This is a genomic window from Streptomyces sp. NPDC006643, from assembly GCF_042870175.1.
In the GTDB taxonomy this organism is placed as follows: Bacteria; Actinomycetota; Actinomycetes; order Streptomycetales; family Streptomycetaceae; genus Streptomyces.
This window is the reverse complement of sequence record NZ_JBIAHA010000003.1, coordinates 225,006-244,131: the sequence shown is the minus strand read 5'-3', so window position 1 is coordinate 244,131 and position 19,126 is coordinate 225,006. Positions and strand designations below refer to the sequence as shown.

At 70.8% G+C, this 19,126-nt stretch carries 18 protein-coding genes; 1 reads left to right on the top strand and 17 read right to left on the bottom strand.

The annotated features are described in order from the left end of the window. Positions 1-13 precede the first annotated feature (13 nt). The 17 genes from ACFYNU_RS06045 to ACFYNU_RS05965 all read right to left on the bottom strand — a co-directional run bounded on the left by ACFYNU_RS06045 (position 14) and on the right by ACFYNU_RS05965 (position 16,561). On the bottom strand, positions 14-364 hold the full coding sequence (locus tag ACFYNU_RS06045) for a hypothetical protein (RefSeq protein WP_356588044.1): 351 nt from the start codon (positions 362-364) through the stop codon (positions 14-16). Then, entirely contained in the window at positions 361-2,130 is a 1,770-nt protein-coding gene (ctaD, locus tag ACFYNU_RS06040; protein ID WP_356588046.1) for a cytochrome c oxidase subunit I, read from the bottom strand. The genes ACFYNU_RS06045 and ctaD overlap by 4 nt, the downstream gene beginning before the upstream one ends. Positions 2,131-2,333: 203 nt before the next feature. Then, positions 2,334-3,029 (bottom strand): class I SAM-dependent methyltransferase, encoded by a 696-nt coding sequence (locus ACFYNU_RS06035; RefSeq protein ID WP_356588047.1) that lies wholly within the window; start codon positions 3,027-3,029, stop codon positions 2,334-2,336. Positions 3,030-3,139: 110 nt separating this feature from the next. Beyond that, on the bottom strand, positions 3,140-4,198 hold the full coding sequence (locus tag ACFYNU_RS06030; RefSeq protein ID WP_356588048.1) for a hypothetical protein: 1,059 nt from the start codon (positions 4,196-4,198) through the stop codon (positions 3,140-3,142). An 18-nt stretch (positions 4,199-4,216) separates the two neighbouring features. Continuing rightward, positions 4,217-5,470 (bottom strand): cytochrome P450, encoded by a 1,254-nt coding sequence (locus ACFYNU_RS06025; protein WP_356588049.1) that lies wholly within the window; start codon positions 5,468-5,470, stop codon positions 4,217-4,219. Then, positions 5,467-6,876 (bottom strand): cytochrome P450, encoded by a 1,410-nt coding sequence (locus ACFYNU_RS06020; RefSeq protein WP_356588051.1) that lies wholly within the window; start codon positions 6,874-6,876, stop codon positions 5,467-5,469. Before ACFYNU_RS06020 ends, ACFYNU_RS06025 begins: the two co-directional genes overlap by 4 nt. Next, on the bottom strand, positions 6,873-7,478 hold the full coding sequence (locus ACFYNU_RS06015) for an ATP/GTP-binding protein (protein WP_356588053.1): 606 nt from the start codon (positions 7,476-7,478) through the stop codon (positions 6,873-6,875). The genes ACFYNU_RS06020 and ACFYNU_RS06015 overlap by 4 nt, the downstream gene beginning before the upstream one ends. Continuing rightward, on the bottom strand, positions 7,456-7,833 hold the full coding sequence (locus ACFYNU_RS06010) for a DUF742 domain-containing protein (protein WP_356588055.1): 378 nt from the start codon (positions 7,831-7,833) through the stop codon (positions 7,456-7,458). Before ACFYNU_RS06010 ends, ACFYNU_RS06015 begins: the two co-directional genes overlap by 23 nt. Beyond that, positions 7,830-8,237, bottom strand: coding sequence for a roadblock/LC7 domain-containing protein (locus ACFYNU_RS06005; protein WP_031229434.1), 408 nt, complete (start codon positions 8,235-8,237; stop codon positions 7,830-7,832). The genes ACFYNU_RS06010 and ACFYNU_RS06005 overlap by 4 nt, the downstream gene beginning before the upstream one ends. 2 nt (positions 8,238-8,239) lie before the next feature. Next, positions 8,240-9,940, bottom strand: a complete 1,701-nt coding sequence (locus tag ACFYNU_RS06000; RefSeq protein ID WP_356588057.1) for an ATP-binding protein — start codon at positions 9,938-9,940, stop codon at positions 8,240-8,242. 251 nt (positions 9,941-10,191) lie between these two features. Next, the gene (locus ACFYNU_RS05995; RefSeq protein ID WP_356588252.1) at positions 10,192-10,578 is read right to left on the bottom strand and encodes a DUF6221 family protein; all 387 of its coding nucleotides are present in this window, start codon (positions 10,576-10,578) and stop codon (positions 10,192-10,194) included. A 231-nt stretch (positions 10,579-10,809) separates the two neighbouring features. Then, a complete protein-coding gene (locus ACFYNU_RS05990; protein WP_388765347.1) occupies positions 10,810-11,769 on the bottom strand; it encodes a CopD family protein in 960 nt (319 codons plus the stop codon). 3 nt (positions 11,770-11,772) lie between these two features. Next, positions 11,773-11,988, bottom strand: coding sequence for an EF-hand domain-containing protein (locus ACFYNU_RS05985; protein WP_356588061.1), 216 nt, complete (start codon positions 11,986-11,988; stop codon positions 11,773-11,775). 156 nt (positions 11,989-12,144) lie between these two features. Beyond that, positions 12,145-12,654 carry an ATP-binding protein gene (locus tag ACFYNU_RS05980; protein ID WP_356588063.1) on the bottom strand — a complete coding sequence of 170 codons (510 nt, stop codon included), beginning with the start codon at positions 12,652-12,654 and terminating at the stop codon, positions 12,145-12,147. 262 nt (positions 12,655-12,916) lie between these two features. Then, positions 12,917-13,678, bottom strand: coding sequence for an enoyl-CoA hydratase-related protein (locus tag ACFYNU_RS05975; protein ID WP_356588065.1), 762 nt, complete (start codon positions 13,676-13,678; stop codon positions 12,917-12,919). Positions 13,679-13,854: 176 nt separating this feature from the next. Beyond that, positions 13,855-15,099: an Ig-like domain-containing protein gene (locus ACFYNU_RS05970; protein ID WP_356588067.1), complete on the bottom strand. Its 1,245-nt coding sequence runs from the start codon at positions 15,097-15,099 to the stop codon at positions 13,855-13,857. Positions 15,100-15,337: 238 nt separating this feature from the next. Continuing rightward, positions 15,338-16,561: an Ig-like domain-containing protein gene (locus tag ACFYNU_RS05965; RefSeq protein WP_356588069.1), complete on the bottom strand. Its 1,224-nt coding sequence runs from the start codon at positions 16,559-16,561 to the stop codon at positions 15,338-15,340. Between the two features lie 203 nt (positions 16,562-16,764). On the opposite strand from ACFYNU_RS05965, the gene glgX reads away from it, so the two are divergent. After that, positions 16,765-19,089 (top strand): glycogen debranching protein GlgX, encoded by a 2,325-nt coding sequence (gene glgX, locus ACFYNU_RS05960; protein WP_356588071.1) that lies wholly within the window; start codon positions 16,765-16,767, stop codon positions 19,087-19,089. The last annotated feature ends 37 nt before the right edge of the window (positions 19,090-19,126 follow it).

Below are 19,126 nucleotides of genomic sequence, written 5' to 3'. Positions count from 1 at the left end.
CCCGTCGTCGCCGTCAGCGGGGGACGTGCCACAGGACCACACCGCCGGCGACGACCAGCGCGGTGAGGCTCGCGCACACCAGGCGCCGCCTCAGCAGCTCGTAGCGCGCGGTGTACTCCGCCCGCAGTTCGGCGGCGCGCGCCACCACCGCTTCCAGTGCGCGGCGGGACATGGCGATGTGGTCCTGGGTGTAGAGGCTGACGACCTCCTCGTGCTGAGCGGTCGTCAGCCACGGCATGCGGTCGGCGAAGACCACGGCGTGCGTACGGGCTTCCCGCACCCGGCTCTGGGCCAGCAGATAGCCCTCCAACTGCTGGATGCCCGCCGAGGCCTCCCCCGACGACGGGGAGGGCTTGCGGATCACGACCGGCCCTCGTCGTCCCCCAGCGGAGCGGCGACGCCCTTCCCGGGCTCCACGACGTCCCGCCGGCCCTCGTTCTGCGCGTCGTCGAGCGCCATGACCTCCGGGTGGTGCAGGTCGAACGCGGGGGACTCGGAGCGGATACGGGGCAGCGTGAGGAAGTTGTGCCGGGGCGGCGGGCAGGAGGTCGCCCATTCGAGCGAGCGACCGTAGCCCCACGGGTCGTCCTCCGTGATCTGCTTGCCGTACTTGGCGGTCTTCCAGACGTTGTAGAAGAACGGCAGCATCGACATGCCGAGCAGGAACGAGCTGATGGTGGAGATGGTGTTCAGCGTGGTGAATCCGTCGGCGGCGAGATAGTCCGCGTACCGCCGTGGCATTCCTTCCGCGCCCAGCCAGTGCTGCACCAGGAACGTGCCGTGGAAACCGATGAACAGCGTCCAGAAGGTGATCTTCCCGAGCCGTTCGTCGAGCATCTTGCCCGTCATCTTCGGCCACCAGAAATGGAAGCCGGCGAACATCGCGAACACCACCGTGCCGAAGACGACGTAGTGGAAGTGCGCGACGACGAAGTACGAGTCCGAGACATGGAAGTCCATCGGGGGTGACGCGAGAATGACGCCCGTCAGACCACCGAAAAGGAATGTGACGAGAAAGCCGATCGACCAGAGCATCGGTGTCTCGAAGGACAGCGAGCCTTTCCACATCGTGCCGATCCAGTTGAAGAACTTCACTCCGGTCGGCACCGCGATCAGGAACGTCATGAACGAGAAGAACGGCAGCAGCACGGCCCCGGTGACGAACATGTGATGCGCCCACACCGTCACCGAGAGACCGGCGATGGCGATCGTCGCGCCGACCAGGCCGATATAGCCGAAGACCGGTTTACGGCTGAACACCGGGAAGATCTCGGTGACGATGCCGAAGAACGGCAGGGCGATGATGTACACCTCCGGATGCCCGAAGAACCAGAACAGGTGCTGCCACAGCAACGCCCCGCCGTTGGCGGCGTCGAAGATGTGCGCGCCGAATTTCCGGTCGGCCTCCAGCGCGAGCAACGCACCGGCCAGGACGGGGAAGGCGAGCAGGACCAGCACAGCGGTCAGCAGCACGTTCCAGCAGAAGATCGGCATCCGGAACATCGTCATGCCGGGCGCGCGCATACAGACGATGGTGGTGATGAAGTTGACCGAACCCAAAATGGTCCCGAAGCCGGAGAACGCCAGGCCCATGATCCACAGGTCGGCGCCGAGGACCGGTGAACGGACCGGGTCGGTCAGCGGCGAATAGGCGGTCCAGCCGAAGTCCGCCGCACCCTGCGGAGTGATGAAGCTGGACACCGCGATGATCGAGCCGAACAGATAGAGCCAGTACGCGAACATGTTCAGCCGCGGGAACGCCACATCGGGCGCGCCGATCTGGAGCGGCATGATCCAGTTGGTGAATCCGGCGAACAGCGGCGTCGCGAACATCAGCAGCATGATCGTGCCGTGCATCGTGAACGCCTGATTGAACTGTTCGTGCGAGACGATCTGCGTGCCGGGACGGGCCAGCTCGGCGCGCATCACCAGCGCCATCACTCCGCCGAGCACGAAGAACGCGAACGACGTGATGAGGTAGAGCGTGCCGATCGTCTTGTGGTCGGTGGTGGTCAGCCACTTGATGACGACATTGCCGGGCTGCTTGCGCCGTACCGGCAGCTCGTTCTGGTACGAGTCGTCGTCACTCTCGTGGGGGGCGTCGACCTCAAATCCGGGCTGTGCTGCCACACCAACTCCAGTTCAGTCACCGACCACCGACGCGAACTCGCATATGCCGGCAGGGCAAACCCAGACAAACAAAGATGATTACGCCCGCAATGTATTCCATGCCGGTTGCGCCGACCGACACAGAGGGCGGCATCTGAGGCTGTTTCACACGTTCGTGGGGCACGCCGGCGCTCAGGTCGACCTCGTACGCACGATGATCCTTATTACTGCCTTTCGCCGGCCCGGTCCGGACGGCGGGCCCGGGCCCTCGTCGCCAGCACCAGCGGCGTCGGCGAGCCGGACTCGGCGAAGCGTTCCGGTGTCAGGCCGGCGTCCAGGAACGCGTTGAGCAGTTCGGGCAGCGGCCGGTGCGTCGCGCCGACCTTGTCGCGCAGGCCCTGGTCCGTCCAGGAGTCCGTCGTCCAGTGACCGTCGAGATAGCCGGGCCGGACAACGACCATGTCCGGGTCGCCGCGGTCGGCGAAGCCTCCGCAGAAGCAGGGGTGGACGCCGATGTGTACGTACACCCCGCCGGGGCTCAGCACCCGGGCCACCTCGCGGAGCACCGCCGGGTAGCCGGGCATGTCGGTGTGCGCCATCACCGTGAGGACGGCGGGGACCGATCCGTCGCGGAACGGCAGCCGTTCGGCGTCGGCCCGCGCCACCGGCAGCCGGCCACGCGCGTGGCGCAGCATTCCGGCGGAGAGGTCCACGCCGACGGGGGTCCGGCCGAGTGCCCGGACGCGGGTCGCGTGGACGCCGGTGCCGCAGCCGATCTCCAGACAGGTGCCGGTGCCCTCGCCGAGCAGTTCGGTGATCAGGTCGCCGAGACCGAGCGGGTCCGCGTGCCCGGTGTCGGTCGCGCCGAGGAATTCGTGCTCGTACCAGTCCGCGATCTCGTCGTACGCCGCCGTCGCCATGGGGCCGCCTCTTCACGTCGGGCTGGGGGTGGGGTCCGTCTCGTTCGCTCCCACTCCTGCCCCGGCGGCGGGGGCGGGCCTACCCGTTCCGCCCCGGGCTGAATCCGGCGTCAGCGGCTGCCCGGCCGGGGCCTCGCCGCCTTGAGCCGGATCGCGTCCGCGATGTCGAGCGCGGGCCGGGTGCCTCTGCCGTAGACCAGCGCCAGGACACCGATTCCCGCCGCGCCGAGCGCGAACGGCTCCCCCATGGGCGGCAGTTGGAGGAAGGTGATGGCGACGACGCCGAGCGCCGTCAGCACCGTCGCCGTGATCAGCCGGACCACTTCCCGGTCGCGCACCGGCGTCACACCGTCGAGCCGGTCCGGGTCCAGGAGGGCGCCGACGCGGCCTTCCGCGTACCGGTCGGCGATCTTCAGCAGCAGTTGCGCGAGATCGGTCAGGGCCGCGTGCGGTTCGCTGTCGAGGCGTGCCTCGGCCTCCCGCAGTACGGCGACGACCTGGCCGGCGTGGCGCTTCAGGTCGCGGCGGCGGCGCGAGCGCCACGGGATGGTGCCGCGTGTCGCGTGCGCGTTCTGGAGGGCTTTCGTCACTTCGCGGAGGTGGACCCCGACGCGCGCACGCTCCGTGACATGCCGCTGTCCGCCGGCCCCGTACGCGGTGGCGCACGCCCGTACGGCGCGCACCAGCACGTACACGGGCGCGAATCGGCGTACGACCACCGCCGGGCCGCCGCCGGCCCAGGGCAGGCCGAGCAGCGGCACGACCAGCAGCGGGAAGGCGACGACGGTGCCGAACAGCAGGGCGATCACGGTGGCCGACGCGAGGACGGCGAGGACGATCACCATCGGTGTGGCCAGCCCGTACGGCAGGACGTCCGCCCACGAGCCGATCGCGGCGACGACGGGGCCCGGCCTCTCGGCCCCGACCAGGCCGGTCAGGATGTCGCCCCAGCCCGACAGCACCGGGCCGACCAGCAGCAGGGCCGTGAGGACGAACGCGGCCCGCCACCGCCGGGCGGCGCGCCGGTACCGCTGTCGGGTGCGTAGGGCGACATGTATCCGCCTCGGTACCGGCGCGGCGATGCCCAGTCGATCGAGATCGTCGCGAAGTCGCTCCGCGTCAGGGGCGGTTGCCCGCTTCGGACCCGGCCCGGACTCTGTCCACGTCATGCGACGAGCATGGCACCGTCAGGCTTCGAGACGGACCGGAAGCGTGGCGGAGCTGTTGGAGAACAGCGAGGGCACCGGGATCAGTTCGGCCGGATCGACGGCCAGGGTCAGCTCCGGATACCTCGCGAACACCGCCGGTATGGCCAGCGCCGCCTCCAGCCTGGCCAGCGGGGCGCCGAGGCAGAAGTGCGGGCCGTGGCTGAAGGCCAGGTGCTTGCGCTGCTCCCTGGTGATGTCGAACTCGTCGGCCGCGTCGCCGTGTTGGGCCTTGTCGCGGCCGACGGCGCTGTACGGGGCCATGATCGCCTCGCCCTTGGGGATGCGTACGCCCGCGATCTCGACGTCCTCCAGGGGATACCGGAAGGGGAAGTTGCCGATCGGCGCGTCCCAGCGCAGCGTCTCCTCGACGACGTTCGCCCAGACCGTCTCGTCGCCCTGTTCGGCGACGGCGCGCTGGTCGGGGTGGGTGAGCAGAGCGCGTACGGCGTTCGTGATCAGGCCGAGCGTGGTCTCCTGCCCGGCGGCGAGCATCAGCAGGAGCGTGCCGACCAGCTCCTCCTCGCTCAGCGAGTCGGGGTCCGCCTCACGGGCGGCGACGAGCGCGCTCGTCAGGTCGTCGCCGGGGTGCTGACGGCAGTTGTCGACCACCCGGGCGAGCAGCTGGTACTGCTCGATCTGACTGGCCATCACCTCCTCGGGTCCCAGGTCGGAGCGGAAGATGTTGTCCATCAACTCCTTGAGCCGGGGCCGCTCGTGCTCGGGGACGCCGAACAGTTCGCAGATCACCCGCATCGGCACCGGGTGGGCGAAGTGGCGGCGGAGATCGACGCTGCCGTCCGCGTCCGCGTGCGAAGGCAGCGCGTCAAGCAGCTCGGTGACGATCCGTTCGATACGGGGGCGCAGCTCCTGCACCCGGCGGGGTGTGAAGGTCTCGGTGACCAACTTCCGCAGCCTGCGGTGTTCCTGGCCGTCCGCCGTCACCATGTTGGTGACCTTCACCATGCCGACGAGCGGCCAGCCGTCGGATATCTCACCGCGTTTGACGGCGTTCCAGTTGCGCCAGTCCTTGCTGAAGCGCGGGTCGGCGATCATGTCGGCCAGCAGGGCGTGGTCGGTCACGGACCACGCCATGACGTCTCCGGGCAGTTCGATACGGACCACCGGACCCAGCTCGCGCAGCCGGGCCGCTTCGCCGTGATGGTCGCTGCCGTGCGGGTCGAGGGTGACGACCGGTATCCCGGCCTCAAAGGAGGCTGCCGCTCGCAGGGTCATGTCGCGTCTCCAGAACTCGGGCTGGTGTGGGCGGAACTTCCCCGGCCGGTACGGACCACGATCCGCGCCGCCGAGAACTGCGCCGGGAGGGCGACCGGGATCCGCGTCCAGGGTGAGGGGCGCCAGGTCACCTCCTCGGCGGGGACGGCGAGCTTCATGTCCGGCAGCAGGTTCAGCGCGGTGTGTACGGCGGTACGGGTGATGAGCCGCGCCGGTACCTGCGCCGGGCAGACGTGCGGTCCGGCCGAGAAGGCGAGATGGGCGCGGTTGCCCGGTTCCTCGTCGCCCTCGTCCGCGCGGATCGCCGGGTCGTCGTTGGCGGCGGCGTGCCCGAGGATGAGGCAGTCGCCGCGCTGGATGAACCGGCCGCCCAACTCGGTGTCGTGCAGGGCGTACCGGGCCGGCATGTTGTTCATCGGCGGGTCGCGCCACAGCGCCTGGTCGAGCGCGTCGTCGACACCGAGCCGGCCGCCGTGCAGCCGGGCCGCGAACCGGGGGTCCGTGAGCATCAGTCGCAGCGTGTGCGCGATCCACGCGGTCACGGTCTCGTTGCCGGCGGAGATCATCACGACGATCGACTGAAGACGCTCGGCCTCGTTGAGGAGGTTCGGGTGGTTGATGAAGACCGTCGTCATGTCGTCGGTCGGGTTGCGCTGCCGCTCGCGCACCGTGTCGAGCAGGATCTGTTCGAAGTGCCGGTTGCCCGCCTGCGAGTCGTCGGCGCTGCCGAACAGGGCGATGAGCGCGTCCAGCAGCTCCCGCCCCTCGATGGCGTCCAGACCGAAGAGCGAGGCGAGGGAGAGCATCGGCACGATGGTGGCGTACTCGTTCACCAGGTCCGCGCTGCCGCGCTCGGAGAACTCCGCGATCAGGTCGGTGCAGATCTGCTCGACATGGCGGCGCACCTTGCGCTGGTCGATCTTGGCGATGCCGTCGTCGAGCGGCTTGCGCAGCCGCCGGTGCTCGGGGCCGTCGGAGCCGATGACACTGGCGCGCCAGCCCATCATCGGCAGCAGACCGGAGTCGGGGGCGACGACGCCGTCGTACATATGGCGCCACTTGCGGCCGTCGCGGGAGTAGATCTGCTCCTGCCGGGTGATGGTCAGCAGCTCGCGGTAGCCCATCACGAGCCAGGCGGGGACGCCCGGTTCGAGTTCGACCTTGGCCACGTTGCCCCACTCCGCGCGGAGTCGGCGGTAGACGGCGCGGGGATCGGGCGCGCCGACGGCGGCGGACAGCGGGAGCAGCCCCGTGCCGCCTCCGCCGTGGGCCTGGTGCGCCGGGCACCCCGGTGGGGGCGCGGACGCGGGCGCGGGGTCGGGGCCGGGGCCGGGCTCGGGGTCGGACGGTAACGCGGACGCGTCGGGTGACGCGGAGGCGGAGGGGGGCGGCGGGGCGGAACTCATGAAGTGGTCTCCGGGGTACGTGCCGTGCTCGCCGACACGTACTCGACGAGGCTGATCAGGGCGTCGACGGACGAGGCATGGTCGCGCGCGTCGCACATCATCACCGGCGTCTGGGGCAACAGGTCGAGCGCGCCGCGCAGTTCGTCCTCGCCGTACCGCTCGCTGTCGGGGAAGTGGTTCACGGCGACCGCGAACGGCAGCCCGCGCAGCTCCAGTTGTTCGAGGACGTCGAAGCTGTCCTCCAGTCTTCGGGTGTCCACGATGACGAGGACGCCCAGCGCGCCCTCGGCCAGTCCCTCCCACAGATCCCAGAAGCGGCGCTGTCCCGGTGTCCCGAACAGGTACATCACGAGGCGGGAGTTGAGGGTGATGCGGCCGAAGTCCATGGCGACGGTGGTCGTGGTCTTCGTACTCATCCCGGCCAGGACGTCCACGCCGACACTCGCCTGTGTCATGACCTCCTCGGTGCGCAGCGGTTCGATCTCGCTGACCGAGCCGACCAGCGTGGTCTTGCCGACGCCGAACGCGCCCACGACGAGAATCTTGACGGCCTGCTGGACCGTGTCGGGCAAGTAGCGGTCAGCGGAGCCGACGGAGACCATCCAGTACCTCCTGGAGGAGTTGCGGGTCGGGCAGGGCGGCCCTGGGGACACCCGAACGGGCGGAGAGATGGCCGCTGTCGACGAGATCGGACGCCAGCACCTTCACCAGGCTGACCGGCAGTTCGAGATGGGCGGCGGCCTCCACGACGGACAGCAGCCGCTCGCACATCCGCACCAGGGCGCGTTCTTCCCTGGTCGCCGAGACCGGCAGGGCGCGTGGCGGGCTGTTCACCACGAGGAGGGTCTCGATGCTGATGGTGTTGCGGGACGGCCGGGAGCGCCCTCTGGTGATCACGTACGGACGGAGCGCGCCGGCGTAGGCGAATTCGTCGTACTCCTCTCCCGGACCGGTCATACGGAGTCCTGCCGCGGCGGACTGCTGAGGTTCCCCGCACCGATCTTGATCACCTGCGCCTGCATCTGCCGGGCGACGAGCTTCGGGTCGACCACGGGGCCCGTCACGACGGCGAGATGGGCTCCGTTGGCGCTGCGCATGAAGAGGAAACCACCGTTGAACTCCACCATCTGCTGGTGGACGACCCCGCCGTCCTGGCCGAACTCCCGCCCCAGACTGCGGCCGAGGGACTGAAGACCCGAGCAACTGGCCGACAGGCGCTCGGCGGAGTCCCGGTCCATCCCTTCCGAACTGGCCAGCAGAAGTCCGTCGGCACTGAAGACGATCACCCGTTCGACACCTGGGACGACGGCGACCTCGGCGATCATCCAGCTGCGCTGCTCCGGGTTCTCCACATAACTCATGCTCAGGTCTGTCCTTCTGTGGGGTGGGGGTTGGCGGCGGAAGACGGGCCGGGCGGGCCCCCGTCGCCGAAGGGCGGCAGGGTACGGCCACCCTCGAAGAACTGCTCCATCCAGTCGCCGGCCTCTTCCGGTGAGCCGGGCGGGGTGACGGCGGTGGGGGCCGGGTCCACCGCCTCGGCACCCGGCTCGTACTCGCCGCGACGCGAGCGGCGCTGCGGGAGCCGGCGGCCGGTGCGCGGCGGGGCGGTGGGGGCCGGGGCGGGTACGGAGGGCGCGACGGCGGCCTCGGGGGCGGTCTGCGCCTCGCCGGACGCCGCGTCCTGGTGCGTCCCGCGGTCCGGCTCCTGAGCCGTTCCCTGATCCGTTCCCCGCGCCGTCCCCTGGCCCGGCTCCCCGCCCGGCTCCCGCGCCGCTTCCGGTGTCGTCTCGCGCGTCTTCTCCCGCGACGGCGCGGGCGCGGGCGCCGGGACCTCCGGGACCGGCTGCGTCGCCGGCAGCACCCGCCCCGCGGGCGTACCGGCGGGCGACAGTGTCTGAAGTACGTCGGCCGGCACCAGGACCACGGCACGGACACCGCCGTACGGCGAGGGCCCGAGGTCGACCTGGAAACCGTGCCGTTCGGCGAAGCGGCCCACGACCGCGAGGCCGGTCTGCGGAATCTCGCCCACGTCGCCGACACCGAGGAGCCTGCGGCCCGAGACGATCTCGCGCGCCCCGGTGAGCCGGTACTCGTCCAGGCCGAGGCCGCCGTCGTCCACCTCGATGACCGCGCCGCGCTGCACCGTACGCACCGTCACGGGCACGCCCGTCTTCGGCGGCGAGTACTCCGTCGCGTTGGCGAGGAGTTCGGCCATGAGATGGATCAGCGGTTCCACGACGGACGGGGTGACGCCCACGTCGGGGTCGCCGCTGACCTCGACGCGCTTGAAGGCGACGATGCGCCCCGACGCGGCGCGCACGACGTCCACCAGCGCGAGCGGTCGCTGCCACTGCTGGCCGGGCCACTCGCCGCACAGCACCTTGAGGCTCTGCGCGTGCCGCGCCTGCTGGGTGGCCGCGTGGTCCACCAGCATGGTGCTCTCCAGCAGATCCGGGTCGCCCGGGTAGCGGTCGGCCAGACCGGTCACGGTCGCCTGGATCCGGTGCGCGGAGGTCTGTACGCGGCTGGCCAGTTCGACGAGCGAGAGCCGCTGCGACTCCTCACGGTCCTCGGCGGCTTCGGTGACGGCGGTCAGCAGCCGGTCGAGCCACTCGCCGACGCCCGCGCCCAACTCGTCGGCGCTCTGCAGCGGTTGCGGGACCTCGGTACGGGAGAGCGCCGCGGGCAGTCGCTTCTGGACGATGAACTCGATCTCCGAGCACACCAGTTCGTCGCGATCGCGTACGAAGCTGTGCCAGTGCGCCTCGCGGCTGCCCGACTCCGCCCGTACCCGCTCGGTCTCGGCCCGTGCCCGCTCGGTCTCGGCCCGTCTCCCGGCCGCGTCCGCCACGGCGTCACGGTGCGCTCTGCGCAGGGATTCCATGGCCGCGAGGACCAGCAGCGCGACCGCGCCGTACGCCGCCGCCACTCCGATGTGCACATCGGCCAGAGGCACCACGCCCGCGGCGAAGGCGAGAAGGGCCAGCAGTTGGGCGACCGGCCACAGGAGCCGCGCCCCGCGGGCCTGCGGCGGGACTGCGGGGGCGGTGGGGGATCGGACCATGGGAAACCTTCGAGTTGGCTGAGGTCGATGTCCGGCGGTGAGTCTCCGCGGTGGTTCGTGGCTGATGGTTCACGGGTGGGCATGCGGATGACGACCCGTCAATTACCCCCGTGCCAGACATGGTTGAGTGATCGTATATCCGATCGGCATATAGAGCGGTCACTTCTCGGACACGGGCAGTGACCTGCCCGTTCCGCACCGTGGATGCCGCCCGTGGAGCCCGAACGGGCAGCCGGCCCGGGGCCCGCCGGCTACTGCGAGAAGCGCGGCAGCCACTTCGCCTGGTAGTCCGGGTGCCCGGCGTACTCGGCCGCCATCTGCCGGACGACGAAGCCCAGCCCCACGGCCCGGCCGGAGGGGAAGTCGTGCTGCGGCCGGTCGACGTCCAGGTGCGCGACCTCCGCGTACTCGCCCAGGAGCACTCTGCTCGTCTCGATACGGCGCAGTGTGCGGGCCGGGTCCTGGAGGGCGATGTGGCTGTCGTAGCCCTGCGTCCGCACGCTGAACGAGATCCCGCCGGAGCGGTCGTGGACCTCGCCGGGCGCCTCGGGCGGGCACCGCCAGCGCTCGCCGCCGGCCGCCCGCGCGACCTGCTCCTCCTCGTCCAGGCGTGCCCGAACAAAGGCCAGCATGTTCATGTTGTCCGCTGTCACGTTCCGGATCCCTCGCCGTTACCGCTTGCCGTACAAGTCTGTCTGCCTGTCTGTCCTTCAACAGAGAATGCCGCACCGAGGTGGCGGTCGGCACGCTCCTTGTCCGGTGCGGCAGGATGTGCGAACGCGCGCCTGTGGACAAGCGCGCGAATCGGAGCCGACCAGCCGTGTACCCCGAAAGCCGCTGGGAACCCGTGCCCCCGTCTCCGCCGCTCGTCAGCGGGTGCTGAGCCAGTGCGGGTCGGGGACCACCGTGAGCACGGCGGAGATCAGCACCACGGCTGCCAGCACGGCCAGTTCGACCCGGGCGGCCAGGCGCGCGTCACGGCTGTGGAGAAGGCGGCGGCGCGCCGCCAGGGCGAGTGCGGTCGCCGCCGCGACGAGTACCAGCTTGGCGATCAGCACCCGGCCGTACGCCGACGTCAGGATGACATCGGCGGGCAGCCGGCGCAGCGTGGACAGGGTGCCGGTGGCGGCGAGCACGACCAGCAGCCAGACGGCGCCGCGCGCGTAGCGGGTCAGTACGGCACGGGCGTCCGCCGGGGCGCCGCGCCGCAGCCACATGGTGCGCAGGACATGGCAGAGGCCGCCGGCCCACAGCGAGGCGGCGGTCAGATGGACGACCGTGAGGGCGGTGCCCCATTCCGGTGTGTACGGCTCCGGGTGCGCGCGCAGCGCCTCCGCGAGGATCACCCCGGCCAGCGGGACGAGCGCCCAGCGCGGGCGGCCGGCACCGGCGCAGCCGGCGGCGAGCAGGAAGCCGTTGGCCATGACGAGCAGCAGGCCGCCCTCGCGGGTGCCGTACGTCGCCGGGATGTCGAGGTCGCTGACGACCGCGAGGACCACGATCTGCCCGGCGGACGCGGCGGCCCCGGCGAGCGCGGCGGGCAGCGCGAGGGAGCGGGGCAGCGGGCCGGTGCGGGCGAGGGCGGCACCGGCCAGTTCACCGAGGTGCAGCGCGAGCGCGGTGAAGACCACGGCGCGCAGCAGGGAGGTGGTGCCGGCGGCGGGGATGCGCAGCTCGCCGGTGCCGCGCGAGGCGAGGCCCGCGCCGTACAGCACGACGAGCAGCGCCAGCACCGCGCCACCGACGCCGACGACCACGCCCCTGGCGCCCGCCTCGCGCGCGCCCGCGCGCGACGGGGCCGCCGCCTCGCCCGGCTCCGATCTGACTATGGCCTAGCCCTTGGCGCGGGAGGCCAGGAATTCCTCGAAGGTGAGGAGGCCGTCGTTGTTGGAGTCGTGGGCGTTGATCACGGCCTGGGCCACGGTCTCCGTGACATGGAAGTCGCCGAGCTGCGCCATCGCGCTCTTGTACTCCGACGCCGTGATCAGCCCGTCGCTGTCCGCGTCGAAACGGTCGAACGCCTTGCGCGCCTCTTCGTTGTCCGCCACTGTTTCCACCCCTTCTTGTGCCCTACTGACAGGAGTCAGATTATCGGCACACCTGAACCGTCTCGGCGGCAGCCCGCCGATGGTCCGAGCCTCCGGGCCGGTTCATGGGCCGCGGTGGGATCGGGTACGGCGCCGGACTCAGGGACAGCGGCCGGATCAGGGATGGCGGTCGGAGACCCGCATCTCGAACCAGGTGGTCTTGCCGCGCGGCAGCAGATCCACGCCCCACCGGTCCGAGAGCTTGTCCACCAGGAACAGCCCCCGCCCGCTGGTGTCCATCTCGCGCACCGGCAGCAGACACGGCAGGCCGCGCGAGGGGTCCCTGACCTCGATGCGGATCCAGCCCCGGCGGCGCAGCATCCGCAGTCCGAAGACCCGCGCGCCGGTGTGCCGTACGGCGTTGCCGACGAGTTCGGAGACGAGCAGCACCGCGTGCTCGGCCATCTGCGGGGGCAGTGCCCACTGGCGCAGTACGACGATGTGGGTGAGTCTGCGCGCCGCGAGGGCGGACTCGGGGCGGGAGGCCAGCCGGACCTCCCCCTCCGTCGGATTGCCGAACAGTTCGAGCACTCCGCGCGCCTGTTCGTCCTCGACGGCCGGAGTCAGTCGCGTAACGGTCGCGTCGCCGCCGTGCCGCGGTTGTTCGACACCCTCAAGGCCCGCCATGTGTCCATCATGGCTGCCCAGGCGGGCTCTCGGGGGCGTTCCGGGGGAATCCGCACCCCCGAACGGTCCACCCCGGTAGGCGGGTTCGGCATATGCCCCTGGCAGGGAGCCGCCTCCCTTACCCACTCTGATCTGCGATAACACGTCACGCACGGGTGATCACCGGACGTGATCGACAGCTCCGCCTTAAGGCTCCTTTAAGGCGGAGCTGAGCCGGGCACGAGGTTGACGCACGCGCGTCCGCTGTCCAACCGGGGCGCGTTCAGCGGAACTTGGCCTTGCCCGGCCCCTCCTCCACGAAGCTGCGCATGCCGCGCTCGCGGTCCTCGGTGGCGAACAGGCCCGCGAACCAGGTGCGTTCGAGCGCGAGTCCCGTCTCCAGATCCGTCTCCAGCCCCGCGTCCACGGTCTCCTTGGCCGCCCGCAGCGCGAGGGCGGGCCCCTGGGCGAGCCGCGTGGCCCAGGCGTGCGCCTGCTCGTAGACCTCGGCCGCCGGTACGACACGGTCGACGAGCCCCAGCGCGAGCGCCTCGGGCGCCTTCACCTGACGGCCGGTGAAGATGAGGTCCTTGGCCTTGGAGGGGCCGATCAGACGGGCGAGCCGCTGGGTGCCGCCCGCGCCCGGGATCAGCCCGAGCAGGATCTCGGGCTGGCCGAGTTTCGCGTCGTCGGCGGCGATCCGGAAGTCGGCGCAGAGCGCCAACTCGCAGCCCCCGCCCAGCGCGTAGCCGGTGACGGCGGCGACGACGGGCTTGGGGATGCGCGCCACGGCGGTGAACGACTCCTGGAGTTCCCGGGAGCGTACGACCATCGCCGCGTGGTCCATGTCGCGCATCTCCTTGATGTCCGCGCCGGCGGCGAACACCTTCTCGCCGCCGTAGAGGATCACGGCCCGGACGTCGTCGCGGCGGCCGGCCTCGGCGGCGAGTTCGCGCAGCCGGTCCTGGATCGCGATGTTCAGCGCGTTCATGGGCGGACGGTCGAGCCGGATGGTGCCGACGCCGTCGGCGACCTCAAGACGCACGGACGCCGCGGACGACGAGGACGACGAGGACGCCCCGGACGACGACGACGATGACGGGGATGACGATGGTGACGCGTTCGCAGATGACATAGGAGGCAGATTAGGGCGTGGCGCGCGGAAGGGCCCGGCGTACCCCGTCGGTCGGGGTACGCCGGGCCCTCAAGTCTCCCGGTGAGCTACTTCGTCCACTCGGCCCAGGACATGTTCCAGCCGTTGAGGCCGTTGTCCGGGGCGATGTTCTTGTCGTTGGAGTTCTTCACGATCACCACGTCGCCGATGATCGACCGGTCGTAGAACCACGCGGACGGCATGTTCTTGTCGTAGCCGCCCCGGACGTCGCGCAGTCCGACGCACCCGTGGCTGACGTTGGCGGAGCCGAACGTCCCGGCGGACGCCCAGTAGTTGCCGTGGATGAAGGTGCCCGACGTGGACAGCCGCATCGCGTGCGGTACGTCCTTGATGTCGTACTCACCGCCGAAGCCCACGGTGGCGCCGTTCATCCGCGTCACCTTGTGCTTCTCGCTGATGACCATCTGGCCGTTGTACGTCGTGGTCGACGGTGCGCCGGCCGTGATGTTGATCTTCTTGATCTCCCTGCCGTCCTTGACGACCTTCATCGTCTTGGCCTTGGCGTCGACCGTGGAGACCATGGAGCGGCCGATGGTGAACTTGACGGTCTTGGACTGCTCGCCGTACACCCCGGGCCGTCCCTCGACACCGTCGAGGTTCAGCTCCACGGTCACCTTCGTGCCCGCGGCCCAGTACTTCTCGGGGCGGAAGTCGAGCCGGTCGTTGCCGAACCAGTGGGGCTCGACGGGGACCGACGGCTCGGCGGTCACCTTGATGGCCTTCTCCACGGCCTCGGGATCGGTGATCCCCCGGGTGAAGTTGAGCGAGACCGGCATGCCGACACCGACCGTCGAGCCGTCCTCGGGCGTGTAGTGGCCGATGAAGGTGTTCTTCGGTACGAGGGTGGTGAAGGTGGTGTCCTTCGCCGACACCCGGCCCTCGGAGTCCTTGGCTATCGCGTGGACCGTGTACTTGGTGGCACCGGCCAGGTGCCGGGACGGCTCCCAGGCCGTGCCGTCGGCGGCGATCTTGCCGTCGACCGCGTTGCCCTTGCTGTCCTCGACGGTGACGGTCGTCAACTTGCCCTTGCTCGCGCCTATCTTGAGCGCGCCGCTCGTCGCGACCGACTTCGCACCGTCCTTGGGCGCGATCGTCACGACGGCCTGCGAGGCGGCGTTCTCGACCTTGCCGCCCTTCTCGCCGCCCTTGCCCTCACCGCCCGCGGCGGAGTCGCCGCCCCCGCCGCACGCCGTCACGAACAGCAGCAGGCTCCCCAGCGCGAACGCCGTCAGCCCTCTGCCCCGTCCACGGCCGACTCGCGCCGATGCCCCCGATACCGGCTGCCCGTTCAATGGTCGTCTCCCCTCACACGGCCGGGTCCCACCACGGCCTCGGAGCCGGGTGCGAACAACGCACGACCGGGCTCCACACCCCCGCGCGCTTTGCTCGCGCGCACGGCGCTAGATAATCACACCGCAGGCCGTCCCGGACTCCCCGGGATTGTCACTGTTCCGTTCCAACGTCTGCCGGAATCAGGGACGGTCACGCAGGTGAGGGTGGGTGTGAGGGGATCGGTACGACTCCTCGCCGTCAGCGGGCGACCGCGGAACCCGCCTTCCACTTCTGCCAGTCGAGGTTCCAGCCGCTCAGTCCGTTGTCCGGATCGACCGTCCTGTCCGGTGAGTTGACCACTTCCACGACATCGCCGACGAGCGTCCTGTCGAAGAACCAGCCCGCCGGGGTGTCGGAGCTGCCGCCCTTGACGTCCCGCAGGCCGACGCACCCATGGCTGACGTTGGCCGACCCGAAGGTGTCGGGCGGGGCCCAGTAGTTGCCGTGCAGGAAGGTCCCCGACGTCGTCAGCCGCAGCGCGTGCGGCACGTCCTTGATGTCGTACTCACCGCCGAAGCCCACCGTGGCGCCGTTCATCCGCGTCACGTCGTACAGCTCGGTGACGACCATCTTCCCGTTGTACGTCGTGGTCTTGGGCGCCCCGGCCGTGATCGGCACCGTCGAGACGAGCGCGCCGTCGCGCCGTACCTCCATGGTGTGCTTCTCGGCATCGACCAGGGACACCTGCGAGCGGCCGACCGTGAAGGCGACCTTCTTCTCCTGGATGCCGAAGACCCCCGGCGCCGCCTGTACGTCCCGCAGCCGCAGGTCGACGCTGACCCGGGTGCCCGGCTTCCAGTACTCGCGGGGCCGGAAGTCCAGGCGCCGGCTGCCGAACCAGTGCCCGACGATCTCGACCGGCGGGTCCGACGTGACCTGGATGGCGCGCTGGACGGCGGCGCGGTTCTCGATCTTCCGGTTGAAGTCGAAGGAGACGATCATGCCGGTGCCGACGGTCGAGCGGTTCTCGGGCTTGAAGTAGCCGATGAAACGATGCTTCGGCACGGCGGTGGTGAAGGTCGAGTGGCGGGCCGAGCGGCGGCCCGCGCCGTCCACGGCGACCACGTCGACGCTGTACTTCGCGGCGAGCACGACGTTCGCACCCGCCTCGGGCGTCCACACCTGCCCGTCGTCGGAGATCCGGCCCGGCAGCTCCGTGCGCTGCGCGTTCTCGACCTGCGCGACATCGACCCGCTCCAGCCGGCCGTCCGGGACCCTCACCTCGATCCGGTCGCCGCGCTTGATGTCCTTGGCCCCGTCCTCGGGGCTGATCCGGATCGTGTCCCCGGGTGCCGGGGACTTGCTTTCGGTGAAGGTCTCGCCGACGGTGCAGCCCGTCAGTCCGGCCGCTCCCGCGATCAGTCCTGCCCATGTCAGGGCGGCGGCCACGCCGGTCCCTGCCCGCTTCAGTACGTGTGTCACGACCCGCCCAACGACGACCCCCCTCACCGGGAAACGTGAGTGCGGGCCTTCCGGCGGGCAGAACTGCTGGGAGACCACGCGGGAGCAGCCAGGGCCGGGACGCCACGGCTGCCGGATGCGCGGGGCCGAAGAGCCGGGAGGCCTGACAGGTGGCGAGCGCAGCCGAGCAGGAGACAGTGCGGGAACCGGTCCCGGATCCGATGATGGATCACGTGAGAGATCCGGTCGGGAAAGGCGAGGGACGCGAGGTCAGCGGGGCGGAGGCCGTCGGGGAGGCGGCCTCCGCCGCTCCCCCGCCGCAGGTGTGGCCGGGGGCGCCGACGCCGCTGGGGGCGCGCTTCCGGGTGGGCCCCGACGGGGTCGCCGGGACGAACTTCGCCCTGTGGGCGGGCGGCGCCGAGGCCGTGGAGCTGTGCCTCTTCGACGACGCGCCCTCAGTGGAAGGGAGCAACGGCGCCGCGGCCTCTGTAGGAGGAGGCAACGGAGCCGCGCCCTCTGTAGGAGGCGGGGTGGTGGAGACCCGTCTGCCGCTGACGGAACTGACGCACGAGATCTGGCACGGCTTCGTCCCCGACGTACGACCCGGGCAGCGGTACGGCTTCCGGGTCCACGGCCGCTGGGACCCCTGGACGGGCGCCCGGTGGAATCCGGCGAAGCTGCTGCTCGACCCGTACGCCCGCGCCGTCGACGGCGACTTCCGGCTGCCGCCCGAGGTGTACGGCCATGTGCGCGACTGGCCGCAGGGGCAGGTGGCCGACACGGTGCGCGACGAGCACGACTCGGCGCCGTACGTCCCCAAGGGCGTCGTCGTCCACGACGACGCCCCCGACGACGAGTGGGCCGACGACCGGCGCCCCAAGACGCCCTGGGCGGACACGGTCATCTACGAGCTGCACGTACGCGGCTTCACCATGCGCCACCCGGGCATCCCGGACGAGCTGCGCGGCACGTACGCGGGCCTCGCCCACCCGGCGGCGATCGACCATCTGCTGCGGCTCGGGGTGACCGCGGTCGAGCTGCTGCCGGTGCACCAGTTCGCCCACGAGGACCATCTGCTGCGGCGCGGGCTGCGCAACTACTGGGGCTACAACTCCATCGGCTACTTCGCCCCGCACGCCGGCTACGCCGCCGGCGGCACCCGGGGCCAGCAGGTCGAGGAGTTCAAGCGGATGGTGCGCGCCCTGCACGACGCCGGGATCGAGGTCATCCTCGACGTCGTCTACAACCACACGGCGGAGGCGGGCGAGCTCGGCCCGACGCTGTCGCTGCGCGGCATAGACAACCGCGGCTACTACCGGCTCCAGCCCGACGCCCGCCGGTACGCCGACTACACGGGCTGCGGCAACACCCTCGACGTCGTCCAGCCGCAGGTGCTGCGGCTGATCACGGACTCGCTGCGGTACTGGGTGACCGAGATGGGCGTCGACGGTTTCCGCTTCGACCTGGCGGCGGCCCTCGCCCGCTCCATGCACGACGTCGACATGCTGTCGCCGTTCCTCGCGGTGATCGCGCAGGACCCGGTGCTGCGGCGCGTGAAGCTCATCGCCGAGCCGTGGGACGTCGGCGACGGCGGCTACCAGGTGGGGGCCTTCCCGCCGCTGTGGACGGAGTGGAACGACCGCTACCGGGACGCCGTACGCGACTTCTGGCGGGGCGCCACCCCCGACGTACGGGATCTGGGCTACCGGCTGTCCGGATCGAGCGACCTGTACGCGTGGGGCGGCCGGCGGCCGTACGCCTCCGTCAACTTCGTCACCGCGCACGACGGCTTCACACTGCGCGACCTGGTCAGTTACGAGCACAAGCACAACGAGGCCAACGGCGAGGGCAACCGGGACGGCACGGACGACAACCGCGCGTGGAACTGCGGCGTGGAGGGCGAGACCGACGACCCCGAGGTCAACGCGCTGCGGCGGCGCCAGTCGCGCAATCTGCTCACCACCCTGCTGCTGTCGACCGGTGTGCCGATGCTCGTCGCGGGCGACGAGCTGGGCCGTACGCAGGGCGGCAGCAACAACGCGTACTGCCAGGACAACGAGACCAGCTGGCTCGACTGGTCACTCCTCGCACAGCCGGGCCCGGACGGCCTGCACCGGCTCACCAGGCGCCTGCTGGCGCTGCGGCACGCCCATCCGGTGCTGCGCCGCCGCGCGTTCTTCTCCGGCCGGGCGCAGGCGCCCGACGGGCTGCGGGACCTGGCGTGGTTCCGGCCGGACGGGAAGGAGATGACGGAGCGGGACTGGTACGCGCCCGCGTCGACGCTCGCGCTGTTCCTGTCGGGGCGCGACATCCCCGGGCGTGACGCGCGCGGGGAGAAGATCACCGACGACAGCTTCCTGGCGGTGCTGCACTCGGGCCCGGACCCGGTGGAGTTCGCGCTGCCCGGTCCCCCGTGGGCGCGGTCGTACGAGCTGGTGGTCGACACCTCGTCGGAGGACCAGGACGAGGAGCCGGGGACGGTGCTCGACGGGGGGACGGTGACGACGGTGCCCGCGCGGGCGGTGCTGCTGGTGCGGGTACGGGAGTGAGCCCCGGCCCCCTACGTAAAGAGGCCGACGGAGGGGG